Below are 23039 nucleotides of genomic sequence, written 5' to 3'. Positions count from 1 at the left end.
TCATATTCATCCACCCATAGTTGAACAGGAAAGCGCAAGGTATATATATCACTGCCGATGATACTATATCACCCAAAATCTAAGCGGGTGATAAGGATATGAAGAAAGGATTGTTTGCCCTGCTTTTGGTCGGAGTTTTGGTTTTGAGCGTCGTGGCCAGCGGCTGTATTTCTTCGGGAGGGGAGAGCCCGACCACCACTACCCCGAGCAGCCCGAGTGAAACCACCTCAACGCCCAGCGAGACGACAACCACACCGAGCGAAACGACCACCACCCCGACGACCACCACGACAACGCCGCCCGAAACCGAGTGCGGCAGTGGAAAGGTAGTCATCTGGCACGCCATGCAGCCCAACGAGCTCCAGGTCTTCCAGAGCCTGGCCGAGGAGTACATGGCCATGTGCCCCGACGTCGAGATAGTCTTCGAGCAGAAGCCCAACCTTGAGGACGCCCTTAAGGCGGCCATTCCTGCCGGCCAGGGACCTGACCTCTTCATATGGGCTCACGACTGGATTGGAAAGTTCGCGGATGCCGGACTTCTTGAGCCCATTGACGATTACGTCACTGACGACATCCTCAACCAGTTCGCCCCGATGGCCCAGGAGGCCATGCAGTACAAGGGCCACTTCTACGCCATGCCCTTTGCCGCCGAGACCGTTGCGATCATCTACAACAAGGACATGGTGAGCGAGCCGCCCAAGAGCTTTGACGAGATGAAGGCCATAATGGAGAAGTACAACGACCCGAACAACGAGAAGTACGGAATAGCGTATCCCGTTAACGCCTACTTCATATCGGCCTGGGCACAGGCCTTTGGAGGCTACTATTTCGACGACAAGACCGAGATGCCCGGTCTTGACAAGCCCGAGACGATAGAGGGCTTCGAGTTCTTCTTCCAGAACATCTGGCCGTACATGGCTCCAACAGCGGACTACAACACCCAGCAGAGCATATTCCTCGAAGGAAGGGCCCCGATGATGGTCAACGGTCCGTGGAGCATAGCCAGCGTTAAGGACGCTGGAATCAACTTCGGCGTCGTCCCGCTTCCGCCCATAACCAAGGACGGCAAGGAGTACTGGCCGAGGCCCTACGGTGGAGTTAAGGACATCTACTTTGCCGCCGGAATCAAGAACAAGGACGCCGCCTGGAAGTTTGTCAAGTGGTTCACCACCAGCCCGGAGGTCATCAAGGAGCTCTCGCTCCAGCTCGGCTACATCCCGGTTCTCACGCCGGTGCTCAACGACCCGGACATCAAGAACGACCCGGTCATCTACGGCTTCGGACAGGCCGTCCAGCACGCCTACCTGATGCCCAAGAGCCCGAAGATGGGAGCCGTATGGGGCGGCGTTGACGGGGCCATCAACGAGATACTCCAGGACCCGGCCACAGCAGACATACCTGCCATCCTCAAGAAGTACCAGCAGGAGATTCTGAACAACATCGGAGGCTGAAGCCTTCTCCCTTTTCCTACCTTTTTGGAGGGATTGGGATGAAAAAGACCACAACAATCGCCGTGTTTCTGATACTCCCCGGAATAGCAGCGTTCCTGTTCTTCAACCTGTGGCCTATAGTGTACTCGATCTACCTGGCGTTCACCAACGCCCAGCTCGGAAACTTCCCGATTCAGGCGCCGCAGGCACCCAAGCTGACCTTCGTGGGGCTTGACAACTTCAGGTGGATACTGAGCGACGAGAAGTTCAGGAGCGCGTTCCTGTGGACGTGGCTGTTCGTGCTGACGAGCGTTACCCTCAAAGTCCTTGCCGGAATCTTCCTCAGCCTGCTCTACAACAGCAAGTACGTTAGGGGGAAGATGGTTTACCGCTCGCTCTTGATAATACCCTGGGCGCTTCCGCTCCTGTTCTCGGTCACCGTGTGGAAGTTCATGTTTGACCCGATTTTTGGCCCCATAAACCAGATGCTAAAATCCCTGGGAGTCCAAACGCTCCCGAACTGGATTAACGACCCGCTCTGGGGCTTTCTGGCCCTGAACATCATTGAGGTATGGCTGGCGTACCCCTTCATGATAACGGTCATAACCGCCGCCCTCCAGTCGGTTCCCGAGACGCTGGTAGAGGCGGCAATAATAGACGGTGCCAGCTACTGGCAGAGGATAAGGCACGTGGTTCTCCCAATAGTTGGAAAGCCGATAGCCTTTGCCACGATACTAACCAGCGCGGCCAGCTTCCAGTACTTCATGGTGCCCTATATCTACAACGCGGGCCTCTTCGAGGACAAGTTCATACTGCTCTACGGTTTCAGGAAGGCCTTCGGTGCGACGCCCCACTACGGCAGGGCAGCGGCGGTGATGATAATAGCGACCCTCGTCCTGGCGGTGTACATGTACGTCAACGTTAGGATAACCAGGCTCCAGGAGGGTGCTAAAGGATGAGGCGCATGAGGAAGGGTGAGGCTCTGAGGAGCCTCGTTCTCACGGCACTGGCAGTGTTCGTCATGTTCATAATACTCTTCCCGGTCTACTACATCTTCGTGGTCTCAATAAGTCCGGGCTCAACACTCGCAACCACCGAGTTTCATCTGATTCCCCAGAACGTTAGCCTCGACTCGTACAGGGAGGTGCTCTTCGGGTTCAAGGGCAGCAGAATAAACGAGAACTTCACCGGAACCATCGAGGGCAGCGCACACATCCAGGACGGGAAGCTCTACGTTGTCAACGGCAAGCTCATCGGAAAGGTCAAATACGGGCCATTCACCGGGCTCACGTTTGAAATACCGCTGTCCAGTGCGGTCTTCGAGGTCTCCGCGGGCGAAAACGTACAGGGACAGCTGAAAGGGAACGTTAAGGGGCTGTTCGTCCTCACCAAGGTCAACGAGGACGGGAGCATTGGCTTCGGACTCGTCAGGAACCTCGAAATCACGAACGGCGAGGTTGGGGGGACTTCATTCTCCGGGATACTCCTCCAGGGGCCGACCGGAAGGAACTACATCGTGATCAGGAACTCAGGAAAGGTTACCTTCACCCACATAGGCATGTTCGTCAATTCAGTGTTCTTCGGCTACCTCAAGAACAGCCTTATAATAGCCGGCCTTGCGGTGCTGCTGACCCTCATATTCGTCGTTCCAGCCGCCTATGCGTTCTCGCGCATGAAGTTCTTCGGCAGGGATCACGTGCTGTACTTCTACCTGATGTTCACCCAGGTGGCTGGAGGTCTTGGAATAGCGGGCTTGATAGCGCTCTACGGTATGATCGTCAAGCTCGGCCTCTACGACAAGCTGCCGGTGCTGTCCTTCATCTACGCCGCCGGCGGTGTGCCCTTCAACACGTGGCTCCTGAAGGGCTACATCGACTCGATAAGCCCGGACTTCGACGAGGCGGCTCTGGTCGACGGCGCCAGCTACCTCCAGATAATCCGGCACGTGCTCCTCCCGATGGCACTGCCCGGAATAGCGACCGTTGCGATATTCGCCTTCATAGGAGGCTGGACAGAGTTCATTCTGGCAAGCCTCCTCCTGACGGAGAAGAACCAGCCGCTTTCCGTGTGGATATACCTCCTAATGGGCGGCATCGGCAGGGGCATCGACTGGAGCTACTTCGGGGCCGCTGCCCTGCTCTTCGCCCTGCCGGTGTTCATAATGTTCATGCTCGCCCAGAACTACATAAGGAGCGGCCTCACGATCGGAGGCCTGAAGGAATGAGGTGATAGTATGAGACGGGTAATTGCCCTCTTTATTGCAATTTTGATGCTTGGAAGCATCGTAGGAGCGAACGCTAAAACGGTCGGAGCGGCGGAGCCGAAGCCGCTGAACGTGATAATAGTCTGGCACCAGCACCAGCCCTACTATTACGACCCGATCCAGGGGATATACACGAGGCCTTGGGTCAGGCTTCACGCGGCGAACAACTACTGGAAGATGGCCTACTACCTCAGCCAGTACCCGGAGGTTCACGCCACCATCGACCTGTCCGGTTCCCTCATAGCCCAGCTGGCGGACTACATGAACGGTGCCAAGGACAACTACCAGATAGTCACCGAGAAGATAGCCAACGGGGAGCCCCTGACGGTCGACGAGAAGTGGTTCATGCTCCAGGCACCGGGAGGGTTCTTTGACCACACCATACCCTGGAACGGTGAGCCTATAACAGACCCCAACGGCAACCCGATAAGGGACTTCTGGGACCGCTACACCGAGCTGAAGAACAAGATGATGGCTGCAAAGGCCAAGTACGCCAATCTGCCACTTGAGGAGCAGAAGGTTGCCGTGACAAACGAGTTCACCGAGCAGGACTACATAGACCTCGCCGTGCTCTTCAACCTCGCATGGATAGACTACAACTACATAATGACCCATCCCGAGCTCAAGGCCCTCTACGACAAGGTCGACGAGGGCGGCTACACGAGGGACGACGTCAAAACCGTCCTCGATGCCCAGATGTGGCTTCTCAACCACACCTTCGAGGAGCATGAGAAGATAAACCTCCTCCTCGGAAACGGCAACGTTGAAGTCACGGTCGTGCCCTACGCCCACCCGATAGGCCCGATACTCAACGACTTCGGCTGGGAGAGCGACTTCAACGACCAGGTCAAAAAGGCGGACGAGCTGTACAGGCAGTACCTCGGCGGCGGAACCGCCGTCCCTGTCGGCGGGTGGGCGGCAGAGAGTGCCCTCAACGACAAGACCCTCGAAATACTCGCCGACAACGGCTGGCAGTGGGTCATGACCGACCAGATGGTTCTCCAGAAGCTCGGGATAGAGGGAACCGTTGAGAACTACTACAAGCCCTGGGTGGCCGAGTTCAATGGAAAGAAGATCTACCTCTTCCCGCGCGACCATGCACTCAGCGACCGCGTTGGTTTCACCTACAGCGGAATGAACCAGTACCAGGCCGTCGAGGACTTCGTCAACGAGCTCCTCAAGCTCCAGAAGCAGAACTACGATGGCAGCCTCGTTTACGTGGTGACCCTTGACGGTGAGAACCCGTGGGAGCACTACCCGTACGACGGCAAGCTCTTCCTCACCGAGCTCTACAAGAAGCTGACCGAGCTCCAGCAGCAGGGCCTCATAAGAACCCTCACGCCGAGCGAGTACATCAAGCTCTACGGCGACAAGGCCAACAAGCTCACGCCGCAGATGATGGAGAGGCTTAACCTCACGGGCGACAACGTCAACGCCCTCCTCAAGGCCCAGAGCCTCGGCGAGCTCTACGACATGGCTGGCGTCAGGGAGGAGATGCAGTGGCCCGAGAGCAGCTGGATAGACGGAACCCTCTCCACGTGGATAGGAGAGCCCCAGGAGAACTACGGCTGGTACTGGCTCTACCTGGCCAGAAAGACCCTGATGGAGAACAGGGACAGGATGAACCAGGCCGACTGGGAGAAGGCCTACGAGTACCTGCTCCGCGCCGAGGCGAGCGACTGGTTCTGGTGGTACGGGAGCGACCAGGACAGCGGGCAGGACTACACCTTCGACCGCTACCTGAAGACCTACCTCTACGAGATATACAAGCTGGCCGGAACCGAGCCGCCGAGCTACCTCTTCGGAAACTACTTCCCTGACGGTGAGCCCTACACCACCCGGGCCCTCGTCGGGCTCAAGGACGGGGAGATAAAGAACTTCTCCAGCATGTCCCCGACATCGAGCGGTGTGAGCGTTTACTTCGATGGGGACGGACTGCACTTCGTTGTCAAGGGCAACCTTGACGAGTTCGAGGTGAGCATCTGGGAGAAGGGCAAGAGGGTAGGAAACACCTTTACCCTCCTCCAGGAGAGGCCAAGCGAGCTGCGGTACTCACTCTTCCCGTTCTCAAGGGACAGCGTCGGGCTGATGATAACCAAGCACATCGTTTACCGGAACGGCAAGGCGGAAATCTACGGGGCGACAGACTATGAGAACAGCGAGAAGCTCGGAGAGGCCACCGTCAAGGAGACAAGCGATGGAATCGAAGTCGTTGTACCCTTCGACTACATAGAGACTCCCGACGACTTCTACTTCGCTGTCTCAACGGTCAAGAACGGAAACCTTGAGGTGATAAGCACCCCCGTGGAGCTCAGGCTTCCGACGGAGGTCAAGGGAGTCCCCATAGTTGACATAACCGACCCCGAGGGGGACGATCACGGGCCAGGAACATACACCTACCCGACCGATAAGGTCTTCGTTGATGGTGCCTTTGACCTCCTCCGCTTCAGGATGCTTGAGCAGACCGACAGCTACGTCATGGAGTTCTACTTCAAGAACCTCGGCGGCAATCCATGGAACGGGCCAAACGGATTCAGCCTGCAGATAATTGAGGTCTATCTCGACTTCAAAGACGGTGGAAACAGCAGTGCCATCAAGATGTTCCCGGACGGGCCGGGGGCGAACGTTAACCTTGACCCAGACCACCCGTGGGACGTTGCCTTCAGGATAGCAGGCTGGGACTACGGAAACCTCATCGTCCTGCCGAACGGAACCGCACTCCAAGGTGAGATGCAGATCTCGGCCGATCCCGTCAAGAACGCGGTAATAGTCAAGGTTCCGAAGAAGTACATCCAGATAAACGATGACTACGGCCTCTGGGGAGTCGTCCTCACGGGAAGCCAGGACGGATACGGTCCGGACAAATGGAGGCCCGTCGCAGTCGAAGCAGAGCAGTGGAAGGTCGGAGGTGCAGACCCGCAGGCGGTGATCAACAACGTTGCCCCGCGCGTCATGGACCTGCTCGCTCCGGCCGACTTCAAGCCCACCCAGGAGGAGCAGCTCAGCTCCTACGATGCCAACGAAGTCAAGCTTGCCACGGTCAAGGCATTGCCACTCCTCAAACAGGGCATAGTCGTGAACGACCCCGAAGGGGACGACCACGGGCCAGGAACCTATACTTATGCCACCGATAAGGTCTTCGTGCCGGGCCACCTCGACCTGCTCAAGTTCAAGATGATCGAGGGAAGCGATGACTGGACGCTGGAGTTCTACTTCAAGGACCTTGGAGGCAACCCGTGGAACGGGCCGAATGGCTTCAGCCTCCAGATAATCGAGGCCTACTTCGACTTCAAGGACGGCGGAAACACGAGCGCCATCAAGATGTTCCCGGACGGGCCGGGAAGCAACGTCCAGCTCGACCCGAACCACCCGTGGGACCTCGCGCTGAGGATAGCCGGCTGGGATTACGGCAACCTGATAGTCCTCCCGGATGGAACCGTTTACCAGGGAGAGATGCAGATTTCCGCTGACCCGGTCAAGAACGCAATAATAGTCAAGGTCCCGAAGAAGTACCTGAGCATCTCCGACTACGGCCTCTACGCTTCAATCCTCGTGGGTTCTCAGGACGGATACGGTCCGGACAAATGGAGGCCCGTTGCCGTTCAGGCGGAACAGTGGAAGCTTGGCGGGGCAGACCCGCAGGCAGTCATAGACAACCTCGCACCGAGGGTCGTTGACGAGCTCGTTCCCGAGGGCTTCAAGCCCACCCAGGAGGAGCAGCTGAGCAGCTACGACCTCGAAAAGAAGACCCTGGCGACGGTGCTCATGATACCGCTCATTGAGGGAACTGGCGGCGAGCAGCCGACCCCGACCGAAACCCCAACTGAAACCACCACTACCCCGACCGAGACCACCACCACTTCCAGCCCCAGCGAAACAACCACCACATCCCCATCAACGACGAGCCCGAGCGAGACCACCACAACGACGACCACCCCTGAGGAAGGCGGAGGAATCTGCGGTCCGGCCCTCATAGTGGCACTCGCGGCAGTACCGCTCCTCCTCAGGAGGAGGCGCTGACGCCTTCCTTCTCTTTTTTGAGGGGTGATACCATGGCAGAAGTGAAGCTCGTAAACGTCTGGAAGATGTTTGGGGACTTCACGGCAGTGAAGGATATGAACCTTCATATCAAGGACGGGGAGTTCCTCGTCCTCCTCGGGCCGAGCGGTTGCGGAAAGACGACCACACTCAGGATGATATCCGGGCTGGAGGAACCAACGAAAGGGCAGATCTACATCGGCGACAGGCTCGTCGCAGACCCTGAGAAGGGAGTATTCGTCCCTCCAAAGGACAGGGACATAGCCATGGTCTTCCAGAGCTACGCGTTATACCCCCACATGACAGTCTACGACAACATAGCCTTCCCCCTCAAGCTCAGAAAGGTTCCGAAACAGGAGATAGACCAGCGCGTCAGGGAGGTGGCCGAGCTCCTCGGCCTGACAGAGCTCCTCAAAAGAAAGCCCAGGGAGCTCTCCGGCGGCCAGAGGCAGCGCGTCGCCCTTGGAAGGGCAATAGTCAGAAAACCGCAGGTCTTCCTTATGGATGAACCCCTCAGCAACCTCGACGCCAAGCTTCGTGTGAAAATGCGTGCGGAGCTCAAGAGGCTCCAGAGACAGCTCGGCGTTACCACAATCTACGTCACCCACGACCAGGTCGAGGCGATGACCATGGGCGACAGGATAGCGGTAATAAACGCCGGAGTTCTGCAGCAGCTCGGAACACCGGAGGAGGTCTACGACAGGCCGGCGAACACCTTCGTGGCGGGCTTCATAGGCGCGCCGCCCATGAACTTCATAGATGCGACGATAACAGAGGACGGCTTTGCAGACTTCGGAGAATTTAAGCTCAAACTCCTGCCCGACCAGGTCGAGGTGCTTGAAGAGAGGAACCTGGTCGGAAAAGAGGTCATCTTCGGCATAAGGCCCGAAGACCTCTACGATGCAGTGTTCGCCCAGGTAAAGATCCCCGGCGAAAACATGGTGCGTGCAAGGGTGGACATTATCGAGAACCTCGGAAGTGAGAAGATCGTCCACCTGCACGTCGGAAACGTGGCCTTCCTTGGAGCGTTCAGGTCGGAGTCCAAAGTGAAGGAAGGCCAGGAGATAGACGTCGTCTTCGACATGCGCAAGGCCCACGTCTTTGAGAAGGGGAGCGGAAAGGCAGTGTTCTGAAGCTTTTTAAATTCCCCTCCCCATTTTCTCCCATGCCAGTCGAAGACTTCGCCGACTTTATAGCCCAAAACGTTCCGAAGGGGAAAGTGGCAGAACTTGGCATAGGCTTTCAGTTTAAGGTGGCACTGAGGCTCAAAGAACTCGGCTACGACGTTCTGGCCGTTGACTGGAACCCAGAATCCGTAAGAAGGGCCAGGGAGCTGGGCATCAACGCGGTGAGGGACGACGTCTTTGCCCCGAACCTTGAGCTCTACCGCGGGGTTAAAGCCCTCTACTCGGTGAGACCCACGCCGGAGATTGTGAGACCGATTCTGCGCCTTGGGGAAAGGCTCAGGCTCCCGGTTTATATTCTCCCCCTAACTGGCGATACGATGCCCAGGAGAATGAAACTGGTGAACTACCGCGGACTGGCCATATACGTGACTAAACCTATTTAAACCGCCTCCCAAGTAGTCATGGTGGTGATATGAAGCTCTTCGGTACCGCTGGAATTAGGGGCACCCTGTGGGAGAAGGTCACGCCCGAACTTGCAATGGACATTGGAAGGGCAGTGGGGACTTACATCGAGGGGGAAACGGTGGCCGTCGCGAGGGACGGCAGGACGTCGAGCGTAATGCTCCAGAGCGCGCTTGTCTCAGGGCTTCTATCGACGGGAACCGAGGTTCTTGATTTCGGTTTGATCCCGACGCCCGCCTTAGCATGGGGGACGCGGGAGTACGGCGATGGAGGAGTCATGATCACAGCGAGCCACAACCCGCCGACCGACAACGGGATAAAGGTCTTCAACGGCGATGGAACGGAGTTCTACGTCGAGCAGGAGAGGGAACTGGAGGAGCTGGTCTTCTCGGCAAGGTTCAAAAAGGCCAGGTGGGACGAGATAAAAACCGTTAAAAGCCTCGACATTGGGGACGAGTACATAGGGGCCGTTCTTGACTTCGTGAACCATGAAACAGACCTCAAAGTCCTCTACGACGGCGCCAACGGTGCCGGGAGCGTTTTGGCGCCTTACCTGCTCCGCGAGATGGGGGCAAAGGTGATAAGCGTAAACGCCCACGTTGACGGCCACTTCCCGGGAAGGAAGCCGGAACCGAGGTACGAGAACATAGCCTACCTCGGCGAGCTGGCCAGGGAGCTCGGCGTTGATCTTGTCGTTGCCCAGGACGGCGACGCGGACAGGATAGCTGTCTTCGATGAGAAGGGACAGTACGTGAACGAGGACACTGTTATAGCGCTTTTCGCGAAGCTATACGTGGAGGAGCATGGAGGGGGGACGGTCGTCGTTTCCATAGACACCGGCTCAAGGATAGACCACGTCGTTGAGAACGCCGGCGGCAGGGTTGTAAGAATTCCCCTTGGCCAGCCCCACGATGGGATAAAGAAGTACGGGGCGATATTCGCAGCGGAGCCGTGGAAGCTGGTCCACCCGAGGTTTGGCCCGTGGATAGACAGCTTCGTGACCATGGGGCTTCTCATAAAGCTCATAGACGAGCGCGGAAAGCCGCTCTCACAGATAATCCGGGAGGAGATACCGACCTACCACCTCACCAAGAAGAACGTGAAGTGCCCGGACGGGTTCAAGAAGGCCGCCCTTGAGAGGGCATACAGGATACTCGAAGAAAAGCTGGGGAAAGAGGTGAAGAAGGTTCTGACGATTTCCGGCTACCGCCTCCAGCTGAAAGACGGTTCATGGGTTCTCGTGAGGCCAAGCGGCACCGAGCCGAAGATACGCGTCGTCGTTGAAGCTCCCAGTGAAAAGAGGCGCGACGAGCTGTTTGAGCTTGCCTACGAAACCGTCACGAGGGCAGTGGAAGACGTTATGAAGAAGGGCTGAGACATCATTTCCATCGTCAAACCAGGGTCCCGAGCACCCAGCCCGCTGTGCCGGCCGAGAAGATTACCGCAAAATCCCTGATTAGAAGCCCCACATGGGGCTTTTCTTCCATCCCTGCAAGGTAGAGCCAGTAAAGGAACAGGGGGAGCAGAAGGTCGAGCGACAGACGGGACTCGCCGAAGAACAGGTTGGAAAGAAATGAGAAAATTGAAACCAAAGCGAGAGCCTTTCTGCCCATCAAAACCCCCTCAGACAAACCTGGCTGGCCTAAGCGTCCTCACCGATATCTCGTTCTTTTCCACCATGACCTTGAAGCCCTCTTTCGCAACATAGGTCTTGACGCCGGTGACGGTCTCTATGTACTTGGCCTCCTTGTAGGGGTTCGCGAAGTGCATCTTCATCCCTATGTGGCTCATCACGAGCACTTCCGGTTTTTCTTTCATTCTCTTGAGCATCATGACGATATCATCGGTGCTCAGATGGTAGGGAATACCCATATCCCTCGGCCTCGTTACTGCGGCTATCAGGAGCTTTGAACCATCGTGCCAGTCTATGAGCCCATCGAAGTACGCTGTGTCCGGAATGTAGGATATATCACCGTAGTGGGTCCTCATGCGAAATCCTATCGTCGTGGGGTCCGAGTGGACGGTGGGGGTTATTATCAGCTCCTCCTCACCGATGGCTATCTTGCTTCCGGGTTCGGGTATGTGGATGCTCTCAAGGACGTCCATGTGGTACTTGCTCACCGCAGGGGTGTGCGTCTCATCGCCGTACACGACGCTCTTCGATGCTATCAGCATGCCGCGCTTTTTCAGTGCACCGCCCGTCATGGCCTCTATCATGACCTCGGTATCGTTGCAGTGGTCGACGTGCCTGTGGGATACGAAGATCGCGTCCAGCCTCCTCGGGTCGAGCTTGTACCGCCAGCTCCTCACGAGTGCTCCCGGCCCCGGGTCAACGTAGATGTTCCTGCTGGCCCGGATGTGGAAACCCCCGGTGGAGCGGAACTGGGTTATCGTAATGAACCTGCCGCCCCCGCTGCCAAGGAACGTTATCTCAATCACCAATACACCCCCGTTTTCTTTTGCAGACGTAGGGGTATCACAGTGAGGGTATATAAGGCATTACCTTCATTGGGTCGTTTTGACATATGAATTTGACGGCATATATCTCAGGTATAGATGGGCACATTATAACATCTTGACCAGAAGGGCGGGCAGTAACACCAAACTGATGCAACTACATGTTACACAAAAATGCCAAATTTTTTCTAGAATATGTAAAAATGCCCATTCAGCAAAACATTTTTAACATCAGATGTGTTCAATTACTACGCCACCATTCATGGGGGTGCAGCCATGGAGTTCAAACCGTACATACCTCCCGAAAAATCCCTACCGGAGTACACCATCAAGGCCTTTGTCCTGGGTGTTATTTTATCGATAGTGATGGGTGCAGCGAACGCATACCTCGGCATGTACGCCGGTATGACCGTCAGTGCCAGCATCCCGGCGGCAGTCATCTCGATGGCGATACTCTTTGCCTTCAAGGACAGGAACATCCTGGAGAACAACATGGTCCAGACGGCGGCGTCAGCGGGTGAGTCGCTCGCGGCCGGAGTCATCTTCACCTTCCCGGCGCTGGTCGTTCTGGGCTACTACACGACCTTCCCGTACTACATCGTGACACTGATAGCAGCGCTCGGTGGTTCCCTCGGCGCCCTCTTCACAGTCGTACTCAGGAGGGCGTTCATAGTCGAGGAGAAGCTCCCGTACCCCGAGGGTACCGCCTGTGCCGAGGTTCTCATAGCCGGAGATAAAGGCGGAAGCCACGCAAAGCCCATCCTCTACGGTGGAATCTTCGGAGGCCTCTTCAAGCTCCTCGGAAGCTCGGGCCTCTGGAGGGGCACCGTTGAGGCAGCGAAGATGGTGGGCTCACGCGTCTACTACTTTGGAAGCGACCTTTCAGCGGCGCTCATTGCCGTCGGCTACATCGTCGGCCTTAACATAGCCTTCCTCGTGTTCCTCGGCGGTGCAATAGCCTGGTTCATAGCCATACCCATATACGCGGGCCAGATGAGCGGCACCGACCTCAGTCCTATCGACCTCGCGTGGGTCATATGGAGCACCAAGATCAGGTACATGGGCGTTGGTGCAATGGTCGTCGGTGGAATCTGGAGCCTCATTAAGCTCAGGAACCCGATAAAGAGGGGCATCAAGGCGGGTCTTGAGGTCGCCAAGAAGAGGCAGGCGGGAGAGGCAGTCCTCAGAACCGAGGAAGACCTTCCGCTCAACTACGTGCTGATACTCATAGCGGCCTTCGTGATACCACTGTTCCTGCTGTACTTCCACATCATCGGATCAATAGGAATCGCGGCGGTTATGGCGGTGATACTCCTCATCGTCGGCTTCCTCGGAAGCTCGATAGCTGGCTACCTGGCGGGTGTCGTCGGTTCATCCAACAACCCGGTCTCGGGAATCACCATCATGAGCCTGCTCTTCACTGCCTTCGTGCTCAAGGCCCTCGGCCTCAGCGGAATGGAGGGCATGGCGGCCACCATACTCGTCGCCGCTGTGATATGTACGGCAGCTGCCATAGCCGGTGACACCATGCAGGACCTTGCCACCGGTTACCTCGTCGGCGCGACCCCCAAGAGGCAGCAGGTCTTCGAGATAGTTGGAACGTTCTTCGCCGCCCTCGTCATGGCCCCGGTGCTCAACCTGCTCATCCAGGCCTACGGTATAGCCGGAACCCCGACCGCCAAGGAGAACGCTTTAGCCGCGCCGCAGGCCTTCCTCATGGCCAAGGTCACCGAGGGTGTCTTCACCGGCAACCTTGAGTGGAACATGATCTACATCGGCGCCGGGATAGCCATAGCCCTCATAATCCTCGACGAGATACTCGCAATGAGGGGCTCCAAGTTCAGAACCCCGGTCATGCCTGTCGCGGTCGGCATCTACCTGCCGCTCAGCCTCGGCGTCCCGATATTCATCGGCGGTCTCCTCAGGTACTTCGTCGGCAAGGCCAGGGGAGACGGGGCAGAGAAGCCGACCGACCCGGGTGTCCTCGGTGCGGCTGGACTCATCGCCGGTGAGGCCCTTATGGGCATATTCTTCGCGGCACTCATAGTTGCCGGTGTTGCACCGAGCTTCGGCTTCAGTAGCAACCTCATCGGTGTCCTTGCCCTGGCAGGAATAGCCGTCTGGCTCTACATGACGGGCAGGAAGGAGTGACTGCCCGTTTTTTTCTTCCCAACCTTTAAATTTTGAGCACTGGAGGAAGAACCATGGAGGAATACATGAACCTTGTCCCAGTCCGCAACGAAAAGGTCGAGCTGAGGAAAATCGATGGGAAGTACTACCTCCTCATTCCAATGGACTCAAAGCTTGACTTTCTCGCGAGAAAGCTCCACGGCGAGCACAGGAGAATAGAACTCGACGAAGTTGGAGCGTACATCTGGGAGCTCTGCGACGGGAGGAGAAACGTTATGGAGATAGGGAAGGCTCTCCGAGCGCGCTTCGGTGATGAAGTCGAGCCCCTATACGAGCGCTTGGTAGTCTTTCTCCTCGAACTGGGGAAGAGGTATTTGATTGAGTTTAAAAGGACGGACGAGATAGTTTAGGTGGTGATCGGAATGAGCGAAACCCTCGGAAAGGTCTCTAAGGAGATAGAAAAGCTCCGCGATGACATGGTTGAAACCCTCGTCGAACTCATAAAGATACCGGCCATAAGCCCGGACTACGGCTACGAGGGAGAATATGACAAGGCCCAGAAGCTGCTTGAGATAATCAGGGCCTGGCCCTTCGACAAGGTCGAGGTCTACAACGCGCCGGACGAGAGGGCCAAGAACGGAGTGAGGCCGAGCATTTTAGCGTACTACTACGGTGAAAAGGGTGAGGACAGTCCGAGGCTGTGGATTCTCACCCACATAGACGTCGTTCCGCCCGGCGACATGAGCAGGTGGACGGTCACCGAGCCCTTCAAACCGGTCGTCAAGGACGGCAAGGTTTACGGAAGGGGAAGCGAGGACAACGGACAGAGCCTCGTCGCGAGCCTTTATGCTGTAAAGGCCATGATGAACCTCGGGATAAGGCCAAAGAGAACCGTAATCCTAGCCTTCGTCAGCGACGAGGAGACGGGGAGCAAGTACGGTGTCGAGTGGCTGATGAGGGAGCACCCGGAGCTGTTCCGCAGGGATGACCTGGTTCTCGTCCCCGACGGTGGAAACGAGGATGGAACCTTCATCGAGGTGGCCGAGAAGAGCATCCTCTGGCTCAGGATAAAGGTCAGGGGCAGGCAGGTTCACGCGAGCATGCCCGACAAGGGCCTCAACGCCCACCGCGTTGCTCTGGACTTTGCGTACCACCTCGACAGGCTCCTACATGAGAAGTACGGCGAGAGGGACGAGCTCTTCGAGCCAGCGGAGAGCACCTTCGAGCCGACGATGGTTCGCGGCCCGGCCGACAGCCCGAACATAGCGCCGGGCGAGCACGAGGTCGTCTTCGACTGCAGGATTCTGCCGAGGTACAGCATAGACGATATCCTGAGAGACGCCGAAAGACTGGCGGAGGAGGTCAAGGAGAGATACCGGAAGGAGTTCGATGGAAAAGTTCTGCCCGAGATAGAGTTCGAGGTTCTCCAGCGCATGGACGCTCCAGAGCCGACCGACCCGAACAGCGAGATAGTGAAGCTCCTCCAGGAAGCGCTCAGGAAGCTCCGCGGGAAGGAGGCAAAGGTCGGCGGAATAGGCGGCGGAACCTTTGCGGCCTACTTCAGGAAGCTCGGGATTCCGGCGGTCGTGTGGGCGACCCTCGACGAGACCGCCCACCAGCCCAACGAGTACGCGAAGATAGAGAACATGGTCGAGGACGCGAAGGTCATGGCCGCTCTGGCGCTTCTCTGAGCGAAAACCTTTTCTCCTCCCTTTTCCATCCTCCACCATGCCCACCTGGAAGGACGGAAAGCTCGGACTGCCGGTAAAAGAGGCAGTGAAGCTGTTTCCGGAGCTGGAGAAATATCTCGACGAACGCGGAAGGCTTGACTTCTCGAACAGGGAAGCGAGGATACTCTACAACAGGGCGATTGCTAAAGCGGTCTTCGGTCTCGATATAGAGTATCACCCGAGGGGGCTCGTCACGACCCCGGTTTCGCGCTACCTCTTCCTCAAGACATTCCTGCGCGGGGGAGAGAGGGTTCTGGAGATAGGGACGGGGCACACGGCTTTAATGGCCCTCATGGCGGCGAAAATATTCAACTGTGACGTTACCGCGACAGAGCTCGACGATGAGTTCTTCGAGTACGCGATGAGGAACGTTGAGGGGAACCTCGCTAAGGTAAGGCTCATCAAGAGCGATGGGGGGATAATAAAGGGAGTAATCCCCACGGGGGAGAAGTTCGATGTTATCTTCTCCGCCCCGCCCTACTATGAGAGGCCGACGAAGGGGGTTCTAACGGAGAAGGAAGGTGTTGGGGGTGGAGAATACGGCGAGGGGTTCTCTGTGAGGCTCATTAAAGAAGCCCTGGACCATCTGGACCCCAGAGGAAAGGTCGCCCTTTTCCTCCCCGACAAGGAGCCCCTGATTAAAGCCATAACGGAAAAGGGAGAAGAGTTAGGCTACTCAGTCAGGGACATCAGGTTCAAGGCCGGAACCAGGTGGAGGCACAGTTTGATACTCAGGCTGTAATAGTCGTTGTAACAACCATAACTTCTGCGATTTTGGTCGTTTGAACAACCAAATAAAAAAGAGTTTCGGTGGTAAAGCGACCAATTGAGGGACTCAGACCGTGGGCGTCTCAGCATTCACGCCGGTCTCAGGGGAGGTGCTTTCTCCTCATCGTCCCCGCTCAATCATTTCATATCCTCAACGTAGAGGAAGAGGGCCTTGAGATACTCCGTGTCCTTCGAGGCCATCAGTATCGGGTGATCTGGGGCCTGCGTCCTGTAGGGCTCAAGGAGCTTGAGGAACTTGCCGGCCTTGGCTGCCGCTGCAATAACCATGTCCTTGAAGGCCTGCATGTCCACGTGCTGGGAGCAGGAAGCTGTCACGAGTATTCCGCCCTCCTTCACCAGCTGTAAGCCGGCGTAGTTCACGTTGAAGTAAGCGCGAAGCCCCCTCTTGAGGTCCTTCTCGTGCTGGACGAAGGCGGGGGGATCGAGGATAACTATGTCGAACTTTTCACCGCGCTTTATCATCTCCTCCATGATCGGGAAGGCGCTCCCAACGACGTACTTCATCCTATCCTCGACGCCGTTGAGCTTGGCGTTCTCCTTGACCATGTTGATGGCCCAGGGAGACTTGTCCACCGCCACAACCTCGTCAGCGCCGGCAACGGCCGCGTGTATCGCGAAGCCGCCCGTGTAGGTAAAGACGTCCAGAACGCGCATCCCCGGCTTGACGTACTTCTCCAGTGCAATGCGGTTCTCTCTCTGGTCGAGGAAGAAGCCCGTCTTCTGGCCGCGCATGTCCACGATGAACCTGGCTTTGCCCTCTTTGATTACCGTCCGGTACTTCTCCTTGCCGAGGAGGACGCGCTCTATCTCGGGCAGACCTTCCCTCCTCCTTGAGCGGCCGGTGTTCTTCTCGAAGACCGTCTCGATTTCCGGCTCGGCATCCATTATTGCCTCCGCAAGGTCGAGTTTGAACTTCTCCATCCCTATGCTTGAAATCTGGATGGAGGCTATCTCGTTGAAGCGGTCAACTATAAGGCCGGGAAGGTAGTCCGCCTCGCCGTATACCATGCGGTAAGCCTTATCGTAGCCGAGAACCCTCTTGCGGTACTCGTTGGCCCTCCTGATTCTCTCACGGAAGAGTTCCTTGTTTATCTCCGTCTCGCGATCCTTGGTCACCAGCCTGATCATGATGTTGGAGTTGGGGTTGACGAAGCCCTTTCCAAGGAACTTGCCGCCCCGTGTGTAGACCTCAACTACATCCCCCGGCTCAAACTCGCCCTCCGTTCTCACAACACCCTTCTTGAAGACTATCATCGCACCCTTTCCTATTGCCCTCGCAGCCTGGGCGTCAACGATTACCCTTGCCATCTCTCACCACCGGTGGAAGTTCGGCGATAGGTATATAACCCTTAGCGTCCTATATTATGCCGGTGGTTCTATGCACTTCGAGGTAGTGAAGGAGTTTCTTGAGGAGATAGGGGCGGATTGGATAGAGATTGACGGAGAAATCCACCTTGAGCCCGAGGTCTTCTACGAGGTCTGGAAGTACGTCGGACAGCCAGACCTCGAGACCTACACGGTGGAAGACGAGGTTGTCGAACCGGGTTCTTACGATCCGCCCGAGATGAAGTACACGGATGTTAAAAAAATCAAACGAAAGAAGGCATACTTCACGACCCTGGACGACAGGAGGATAGTAACGGACTACGCCGAATTTCAGAGGATTCTTAAGGAAAAGTCCGTCTGATCCTCTCTTCTTATCCGATTATTATTTGGAGCATGAGGACTCCCATGCAGTTCGTCCTTTTGACCCCAAAGAGCACCGCCAGAAGGCCTACCATGCTCCCTCCCGCCAGGACAAGAAGTCCTAGAGGGCCATCGAAATATAAGGACAGAAACACGAGGAGGATCACAACGGCGCCGTTTAGGAGCCTGTAGGGTATGCGGGCCAGAGCCTTGAGTACAGCACCCGCCAAGGCCTCTCCGTAGCTCACAACTAGGAGGGAAACAAAGACCGCCGCCAGAGCGTAGTACGGCAGAAAACCCCGGCCCGGGGGACTCATGAGGGCCACTATGCCGTTTCTTACCCTCCCAGTTTCCAGGAAGTTCATGAAGGAGAACAGAAAGTTGGAGGTGTTGACGGAAAAAACAACCGTCAGGAACGAGCGCTCATCCCTTGAGAAAAAAGAGCCCATAAGGGCCGCCTGGGAGGCGGTGAAGGCCGGGATCAGTGAGGCGACCATTCCAAGGAACGTCCCCAGAAGAGAAAAGCCAATGAAGCGCTTTGTATCCATATCAATTTCTGCACTGCCCTCAGAGATGTTTCCTCCCCCACCTATCAGCGCCGTAACCAGCACGGGAATGCCAAATAGACCAGTGAAGAGGTGATAGTACGGCTCCTCCAGCGGGAGCCTGAACGCCAGAATCCCCAGCAGACCGGAGAGGAGGAACACCAGCATCGCGTAAATCTTCTTCAAACCGCTTTCCGTGAGGATTAAAAGTAGGGCCAGAAGGCCCACCGCTATCCTACCTGTCCGGGGAGCGTAGGCCCGGGCCAAGAATGGATAGAGCAGGGAAAGAGGTATCGCCATCAGTACCGCAAGGAGGCTCGCCCACAGTGCTATCCTGACGACCTCCATTGCCCTCCCCCGAAGAACGAGTCTGTGTGCTGGGAGAATCCCGAGGGCAGTTCCCTCATCGGGAACACCGAGAAAGGCCGACGGAACAACATCGAGAAACGTGTGGGTCAGACCCATCGAAAACAGCAACAGGTTACCGCTCGTCCCGACCTCCGCCAGAAACGCCCCCAGAGTATTCACATGGATTCCCGGGAGAACGCCGCTGATTGTTCCGGCGGCAATGCCCTTCAGCATCTCTCCGAGCAAAGGTCATCACCCGACGGGACTTCAAAGGCGGGCATGCCCCTGTACGTTGTGAAGAACCCATAGGCGGTAACGCTCTGGTTGACCTCCAGGGAAACGTCGAGGGACTTTCTGAGCTTAAGAAGTACCCAACACTTATCCCCTGTAACGTTGGCCAGCCCAAAGCCGTTTTTGTACACCTTGACCCACTCCACCCGTCCGGATATCCTGGCAAACTTTCCCTCAGAGAACGAGCATATCTCATTGGGGAGATGCTCCCTTGGCTCTATAACGCGGCAATCAACGCAGTAGAGCGAGGATTTTCTTTTGACCGCCTCAAAGTAAACCCTGTCACCCACTCTCGCCCTGAAGTTGCTGAGCCTTAGCCCCGTGCAGTCGAGCTTGAGCGAACGGCCGACACCAATCACCGTGCAGTTCCCAACGGCGATGTCCCCGATGGACGCTTTCGAAACAGGAACCCTCTCACCGTGCCCCACGACGAGAACATCGTCTGGAGAGTCAACGATGAGGGAAAGCCGTGAGTAGAACCTGACTATGCCCACCACCCTAACCCGTCTCCCGACCTCCACCTCTGTCCCGTAGGGGAGGTAAAGAACCACCTCCTCGCTTCCGTTCCAGAGCACCGGCCTTGTGCCGCCGTAAATCACCGTGCCCTCGACCCGCCAGGGCATGCCGTTTCTGGGCCTTTCGGAAAACCCCAACACACTGTACCCGAGGGGATAGAACCTGTTCCGGTACCATATTCCCTCCACCGTCACCATTTCCCCTTTTTCAACCGGCAGGGGGACGGCCAGCTTTACCTTCTCTGGCGTCAATATGTAATGACCCGAGGACGTCCAGTAGGCACCCTTCACGGTGGACAGCGGAAACGTTGGTTCAGCTTGCTCTATTCGGACGTGTCTGATCCTGAGACCGGAACTCGTGTTGTACATCCTCCCCTCCACCCGATAGACCACTCCCTCCTGGAGAGGTGAATACACCCCCACGGAAATCCTGCCGTCGCTCAGGATGGAGAATGAGTCCGAGGAGTACACACAGACCCCCGTAAACTTATCGAGTTTCCCCGGCGAGGCACCTATGGTGGCCATCGCAATTAAAACCACTGCCGAACCAATTAAAAGGACAATTTTAAGTTCTTTGTTTGTGACCATGATTGATGGTAAGAACAGGAACTTAAAAACCTTACCCCCAACTGGAAGGGAATAAAGAAGAGGGGTCAGTAGACTTCACCGCTCGGATAGACAACGATACCTTCCTCGTTGATCTCAAAGGGATACTTCTTCATCGAGTGCTTGGTTTCGCGCATTTTCCTGATGAGGAGATAGCGCTTCAGTTCGACTTCCTTTTCCACGAAGTCCAGAAGGACAACGCCCCTTGCTATGTACTCCTCCATCCCATAGCGGCTTATTCTACCCCTGCTTGGGTCGGGGGCCTCGGTCGTGAGTATCGACGTGACACCCATCTCAAGGAGTATCGTGTTGAGCTGGAGAAGAACCTCCCTTATCTTGCTCTCCTCCTGGAGCCTGAATGCGATGGAGGGAATCGAGTCGATAACAAGCCTCTTGGCATTTATGGCCTTGACGACGCGGTAGACGTAGCGGAGGAAGTCCTCGGCGTTGAGGTTGCCTTCCAGGACGTACTGTTCCTCGGATGGGAGACCCACGACAGCGCTCACTCCGTCAACTATGGCTATCTTTCTCTCCCTCTCGTACTGTTCAAGGTCCCACCCAAAGGCCAGCATTTCCCTTCTCAGGTCCTGTGCCCTTTCCTCAAGGGTGACTATGACTCCCGGCTCATTGTACTCTGCAGCTCCTTTGTAGACGAACTGAACTCCAAAAGTAGTCTTACCGCTGCCCGTTGGGCCGGTAACCAAAACTGTGGTTCCCAATGGAAAGCCGCCCTGGATTAGATCATCAAAACCGGGAATGCCACTCTTTACTCTTTCGACAGTGTATTTCATGACCATCCAAATCACCCGTGAAATCTTTGCGAACTCTCTCTTTATGTCTAATATAACATGTGGAACCAAAGAGATATAAAACTTTTGGGGTGCAAGTGGCCACTCCAGTTTAAATCAATATGGCCGGGCGATTGTTCGGAAGTTTACGCTATTTGCGCCTGCAAGTACCATAAACAGCCTCTCTGAGGCTTTTTGAAAAATTGGCCCGATTCATGAGTGACCTCCCCCAGCCACGGAAACCGTTTTATGTCCCAAGGTAAACCTATCGATGAGAGGTGAAGCCATGCTTGATCCCTTCGGTGATAAAGCCAAAAGGCTCGTGAAGGAAGAGTTTGGTGGAATAACAGAACTGCTGTCGATAATCCCGTCCTACGTTGGAATAGAACAGGCCTTGGAGAGGGTTTCATGGGTAAAGTCCGGAGAGGTACCAAGGGATGTTCTCGATATGGGTGACGTTCAGGATTTGCTGACGTTTTATGCGCTCCTCGGTGCCCTCGCATTCTCCCCGTACGGCATTGAGATGGAGCTCGTAAAGGAGGCCAACTCAAAGATATACTCCGAGAGGCTGAGAAGGGCGGGAAGAATAAGCGGAACCGCGGTCGAGCTGAGGACCGTTAGGGAGGGGGACATACCCCCGCGGGACAGGACGATACTCGAGAGAACCCACCACCACGAACTTCCTCCCGATGAGAGGGAAAGGCTGAGGTTGAGGTACAAGGTACATCTTGGAAAGTTCCTGGAGCTGTGGGAGGGAAGCCTCAAAGAGGTGTACCTCAGGAAGGGGCACGCGTATTTGACCACGGAGCAGGCCCTGAGGCTCTGGGAGAAGTCCTTTGAGAAGAACTTCGAAAGGGCCGTTAACCTTCTGTATGAGGTGAGAGATGAGCTTCCAGGCTACTACCTTCAGCTCTACGAAAGGCTGGGCGAGATAGCAAGGGAGTACTTCAAAGAGAGACTTGAGAGAATGGGCTCGGCTGAAGCCCAGCCACTGCGCTTTGAACTCTTCCCTCCGTGCGTGAAAATCGCCCTTGGGGGTGTCCCCTCGGGACTGAGAAACTACGCCATAACGGTTCTCCTCACGAGTTTTCTGAGCTACGCGAGACTGTGTCCAAGCCCCTCCAGAAGGGACGTCAGAATAAGAGACTGCGTCAGCGACCTTAGCGTGGTTGAGAAGGAGATACTGCCCGTCATAATCGAGGCCGGAAACCGCTGTTCTCCACCCCTCTTCGAGGATCAGCCGCATGAGGTCAAAAACATCTGGTACCACCTCGGCTTTGGCCTAACCGACAGGCCAACCCTTGAGGACAGCGGGAACTCCACGTGGTACTTCCCGCCGAACTGCTCCAAGATACGGGCGAACGCTCCGCAGCTCTGCAAGCCGGACAGACACTGCAGGAACATCAAGAATCCACTGACTTACTATCTCAGGCGCCTCTACATCGAGGGCAGAAAGGGTAAGGAAGAAGAGAACGTCGAGGGTGGTGGAGATGGCTGAGCTGTTCAGAGAGGCGACGGAAAAGGAGCGGAAGCGCTACTATTCAAAGGAATGGAGCGCCAAAAGGCTTCCGGAGTTTATAGTCAAGACCCTTGAGGAGAGGGAGTTCGGATTCGATCACACCGGTGAGGGGCCGAGCGACAGGAAGAACGTTTTCATGGACGTCCGCGACCTGGAGGACTACGTGAGGGCAACGGCCCCATACGCGATATACTCAAGCGTTGCGCTCTACGAGGAGCCGAAAAGCATGGGTGGCTGGCTCGGGGCGGAGCTGGTCTTCGACATAGACGCGAAGGACCTGCCCCTGAGGAGATGCTCGCACATCCATGAGCACGG

Annotated in this window: 19 protein-coding genes and 1 pseudogene; 14 read left to right on the top strand and 6 right to left on the bottom strand. The window is 56.3% G+C overall.

All coding sequences use genetic code 11. The features are described from left to right. The first annotated feature begins 98 nt into the window (after window positions 1-98). From F7C11_RS07830 to glmM, 7 genes are read left to right on the top strand one after another with little or no spacing between them, the layout of a single operon-like run. Window positions 99-1451, top strand: a complete 1353-nt coding sequence (locus tag F7C11_RS07830) for an extracellular solute-binding protein (protein ID WP_297092640.1) — start codon at window positions 99-101, stop codon at window positions 1449-1451. A gap of 38 nt (window positions 1452-1489) precedes the next feature. Continuing rightward, the gene (locus F7C11_RS07825; RefSeq protein WP_297092638.1) at window positions 1490-2389 is read left to right on the top strand and encodes a carbohydrate ABC transporter permease; all 900 of its coding nucleotides are present in this window, start codon (window positions 1490-1492) and stop codon (window positions 2387-2389) included. Further along, window positions 2386-3654: a sugar ABC transporter permease gene (locus tag F7C11_RS07820; protein ID WP_297092636.1), complete on the top strand. Its 1269-nt coding sequence runs from the start codon at window positions 2386-2388 to the stop codon at window positions 3652-3654. Before F7C11_RS07825 ends, F7C11_RS07820 begins: the two co-directional genes overlap by 4 nt. A gap of 9 nt (window positions 3655-3663) precedes the next feature. Continuing rightward, a complete protein-coding gene (locus F7C11_RS07815) occupies window positions 3664-7713 on the top strand; it encodes a glucodextranase DOMON-like domain-containing protein (protein WP_297092634.1) in 4050 nt (1349 codons plus the stop codon). Window positions 7714-7745: 32 nt separating this feature from the next. Next, entirely contained in the window at window positions 7746-8864 is a 1119-nt protein-coding gene (locus F7C11_RS07810) for an ABC transporter ATP-binding protein (protein ID WP_297092633.1), read from the top strand. A gap of 32 nt (window positions 8865-8896) precedes the next feature. After that, the gene (locus F7C11_RS07805) at window positions 8897-9301 is read left to right on the top strand and encodes a UPF0146 family protein (protein WP_297092632.1); all 405 of its coding nucleotides are present in this window, start codon (window positions 8897-8899) and stop codon (window positions 9299-9301) included. Window positions 9302-9330: 29 nt separating this feature from the next. Then, window positions 9331-10695: a phosphoglucosamine mutase gene (gene glmM / locus F7C11_RS07800; RefSeq protein WP_297092631.1), complete on the top strand. Its 1365-nt coding sequence runs from the start codon at window positions 9331-9333 to the stop codon at window positions 10693-10695. 16 nt (window positions 10696-10711) lie between these two features. Here the strand turns inward: glmM and F7C11_RS07795 are convergent, their stop codons facing one another. Both F7C11_RS07795 and F7C11_RS07790 read right to left on the bottom strand, forming a co-directional pair. Further along, on the bottom strand, window positions 10712-10933 hold the full coding sequence (locus F7C11_RS07795; protein WP_297092630.1) for a hypothetical protein: 222 nt from the start codon (window positions 10931-10933) through the stop codon (window positions 10712-10714). A gap of 10 nt (window positions 10934-10943) precedes the next feature. Then, on the bottom strand, window positions 10944-11759 hold the full coding sequence (locus F7C11_RS07790; RefSeq protein WP_297092629.1) for an MBL fold metallo-hydrolase: 816 nt from the start codon (window positions 11757-11759) through the stop codon (window positions 10944-10946). Between the two features lie 294 nt (window positions 11760-12053). On the opposite strand from F7C11_RS07790, the gene F7C11_RS07785 reads away from it, so the two are divergent. Genes F7C11_RS07785 through F7C11_RS07770 form a run of 4 tightly spaced genes read left to right on the top strand, consistent with a single transcriptional unit; the run spans window position 12054 to window position 16379 of the window. Continuing rightward, window positions 12054-13928: an OPT family oligopeptide transporter gene (locus F7C11_RS07785; protein ID WP_297092626.1), complete on the top strand. Its 1875-nt coding sequence runs from the start codon at window positions 12054-12056 to the stop codon at window positions 13926-13928. A 53-nt stretch (window positions 13929-13981) separates the two neighbouring features. Then, entirely contained in the window at window positions 13982-14317 is a 336-nt protein-coding gene (locus F7C11_RS07780) for a PqqD family protein (protein WP_297092624.1), read from the top strand. A 12-nt stretch (window positions 14318-14329) separates the two neighbouring features. Continuing rightward, window positions 14330-15598 (top strand): M20 family metallo-hydrolase, encoded by a 1269-nt coding sequence (locus F7C11_RS07775; protein WP_297092705.1) that lies wholly within the window; start codon window positions 14330-14332, stop codon window positions 15596-15598. A gap of 37 nt (window positions 15599-15635) precedes the next feature. Then, on the top strand, window positions 15636-16379 hold the full coding sequence (locus tag F7C11_RS07770) for a class I SAM-dependent methyltransferase (protein ID WP_297092622.1): 744 nt from the start codon (window positions 15636-15638) through the stop codon (window positions 16377-16379). 164 nt (window positions 16380-16543) lie between these two features. Here the strand turns inward: F7C11_RS07770 and F7C11_RS07765 are convergent, their stop codons facing one another. Further along, a complete protein-coding gene (locus F7C11_RS07765) occupies window positions 16544-17734 on the bottom strand; it encodes a class I SAM-dependent rRNA methyltransferase (protein ID WP_297092621.1) in 1191 nt (396 codons plus the stop codon). A 70-nt stretch (window positions 17735-17804) separates the two neighbouring features. On the opposite strand from F7C11_RS07765, the gene F7C11_RS07760 reads away from it, so the two are divergent. After that, window positions 17805-18113, top strand: coding sequence for a DUF5748 family protein (locus tag F7C11_RS07760; protein WP_297092619.1), 309 nt, complete (start codon window positions 17805-17807; stop codon window positions 18111-18113). 10 nt (window positions 18114-18123) lie between these two features. On the opposite strand, the gene F7C11_RS07755 is transcribed toward F7C11_RS07760, so the two are convergent. The 3 genes from F7C11_RS07755 to F7C11_RS07745 all read right to left on the bottom strand — a co-directional run bounded on the left by F7C11_RS07755 (window position 18124) and on the right by F7C11_RS07745 (window position 21214). After that, window positions 18124-19251 carry a tripartite tricarboxylate transporter permease gene (locus F7C11_RS07755; RefSeq protein WP_297092617.1) on the bottom strand — a complete coding sequence of 376 codons (1128 nt, stop codon included), beginning with the start codon at window positions 19249-19251 and terminating at the stop codon, window positions 18124-18126. Next, on the bottom strand, window positions 19233-20399 hold the full coding sequence (locus F7C11_RS07750; protein ID WP_297092615.1) for a hypothetical protein: 1167 nt from the start codon (window positions 20397-20399) through the stop codon (window positions 19233-19235). The genes F7C11_RS07755 and F7C11_RS07750 overlap by 19 nt, the downstream gene beginning before the upstream one ends. A gap of 65 nt (window positions 20400-20464) precedes the next feature. Next, window positions 20465-21214 (bottom strand): ATPase domain-containing protein, encoded by a 750-nt coding sequence (locus tag F7C11_RS07745; RefSeq protein WP_297092612.1) that lies wholly within the window; start codon window positions 21212-21214, stop codon window positions 20465-20467. 277 nt (window positions 21215-21491) lie between these two features. On the opposite strand from F7C11_RS07745, the gene priL reads away from it, so the two are divergent. Continuing rightward, entirely contained in the window at window positions 21492-22703 is a 1212-nt protein-coding gene (gene priL / locus F7C11_RS07740; protein WP_297092704.1) for a DNA primase large subunit PriL, read from the top strand. Further along, window positions 22696-23039 (top strand): annotated as a pseudogene (locus F7C11_RS07735) (DNA primase catalytic subunit PriS); the annotation flags it as partial. The gene priL and the pseudogene F7C11_RS07735, both read left to right, overlap by 8 nt.

Source organism: Thermococcus sp., assembly GCF_015521605.1.
GTDB lineage: Archaea > Methanobacteriota_B > Thermococci > Thermococcales > Thermococcaceae > Thermococcus.
The sequence above is the reverse complement of the archived record's forward strand: the minus strand, read 5'-3'. Positions and strand labels throughout refer to the sequence as shown.

Coding starts and splice junctions, on each gene's coding strand:
- F7C11_RS07830 (WP_297092640.1), top strand. CDS start 99: ATGAAGAAAGGATTGTTTGCCCTGCTTTTGGTCGGAGTTTTGGTTTTG.
- F7C11_RS07825 (WP_297092638.1), top strand. CDS start 1,490: ATGAAAAAGACCACAACAATCGCCGTGTTTCTGATACTCCCCGGAATA.
- F7C11_RS07820 (WP_297092636.1), top strand. CDS start 2,386: ATGAGGCGCATGAGGAAGGGTGAGGCTCTGAGGAGCCTCGTTCTCACG.
- F7C11_RS07815 (WP_297092634.1), top strand. CDS start 3,664: ATGAGACGGGTAATTGCCCTCTTTATTGCAATTTTGATGCTTGGAAGC.
- F7C11_RS07810 (WP_297092633.1), top strand. CDS start 7,746: ATGGCAGAAGTGAAGCTCGTAAACGTCTGGAAGATGTTTGGGGACTTC.
- F7C11_RS07805 (WP_297092632.1), top strand. CDS start 8,897: ATGCCAGTCGAAGACTTCGCCGACTTTATAGCCCAAAACGTTCCGAAG.
- glmM (WP_297092631.1), top strand. CDS start 9,331: ATGAAGCTCTTCGGTACCGCTGGAATTAGGGGCACCCTGTGGGAGAAG.
- F7C11_RS07795 (WP_297092630.1), bottom strand. CDS start 10,933: ATGGGCAGAAAGGCTCTCGCTTTGGTTTCAATTTTCTCATTTCTTTCC.
- F7C11_RS07785 (WP_297092626.1), top strand. CDS start 12,054: ATGGAGTTCAAACCGTACATACCTCCCGAAAAATCCCTACCGGAGTAC.
- F7C11_RS07780 (WP_297092624.1), top strand. CDS start 13,982: ATGGAGGAATACATGAACCTTGTCCCAGTCCGCAACGAAAAGGTCGAG.
- F7C11_RS07775 (WP_297092705.1), top strand. CDS start 14,330: ATGAGCGAAACCCTCGGAAAGGTCTCTAAGGAGATAGAAAAGCTCCGC.
- F7C11_RS07770 (WP_297092622.1), top strand. CDS start 15,636: ATGCCCACCTGGAAGGACGGAAAGCTCGGACTGCCGGTAAAAGAGGCA.
- F7C11_RS07765 (WP_297092621.1), bottom strand. CDS start 17,734: ATGGCAAGGGTAATCGTTGACGCCCAGGCTGCGAGGGCAATAGGAAAG.
- F7C11_RS07760 (WP_297092619.1), top strand. CDS start 17,805: ATGCACTTCGAGGTAGTGAAGGAGTTTCTTGAGGAGATAGGGGCGGAT.
- F7C11_RS07750 (WP_297092615.1), bottom strand. CDS start 20,399: ATGGTCACAAACAAAGAACTTAAAATTGTCCTTTTAATTGGTTCGGCA.
- F7C11_RS07745 (WP_297092612.1), bottom strand. CDS start 21,214: ATGGTCATGAAATACACTGTCGAAAGAGTAAAGAGTGGCATTCCCGGT.
- priL (WP_297092704.1), top strand. CDS start 21,492: ATGCTTGATCCCTTCGGTGATAAAGCCAAAAGGCTCGTGAAGGAAGAG.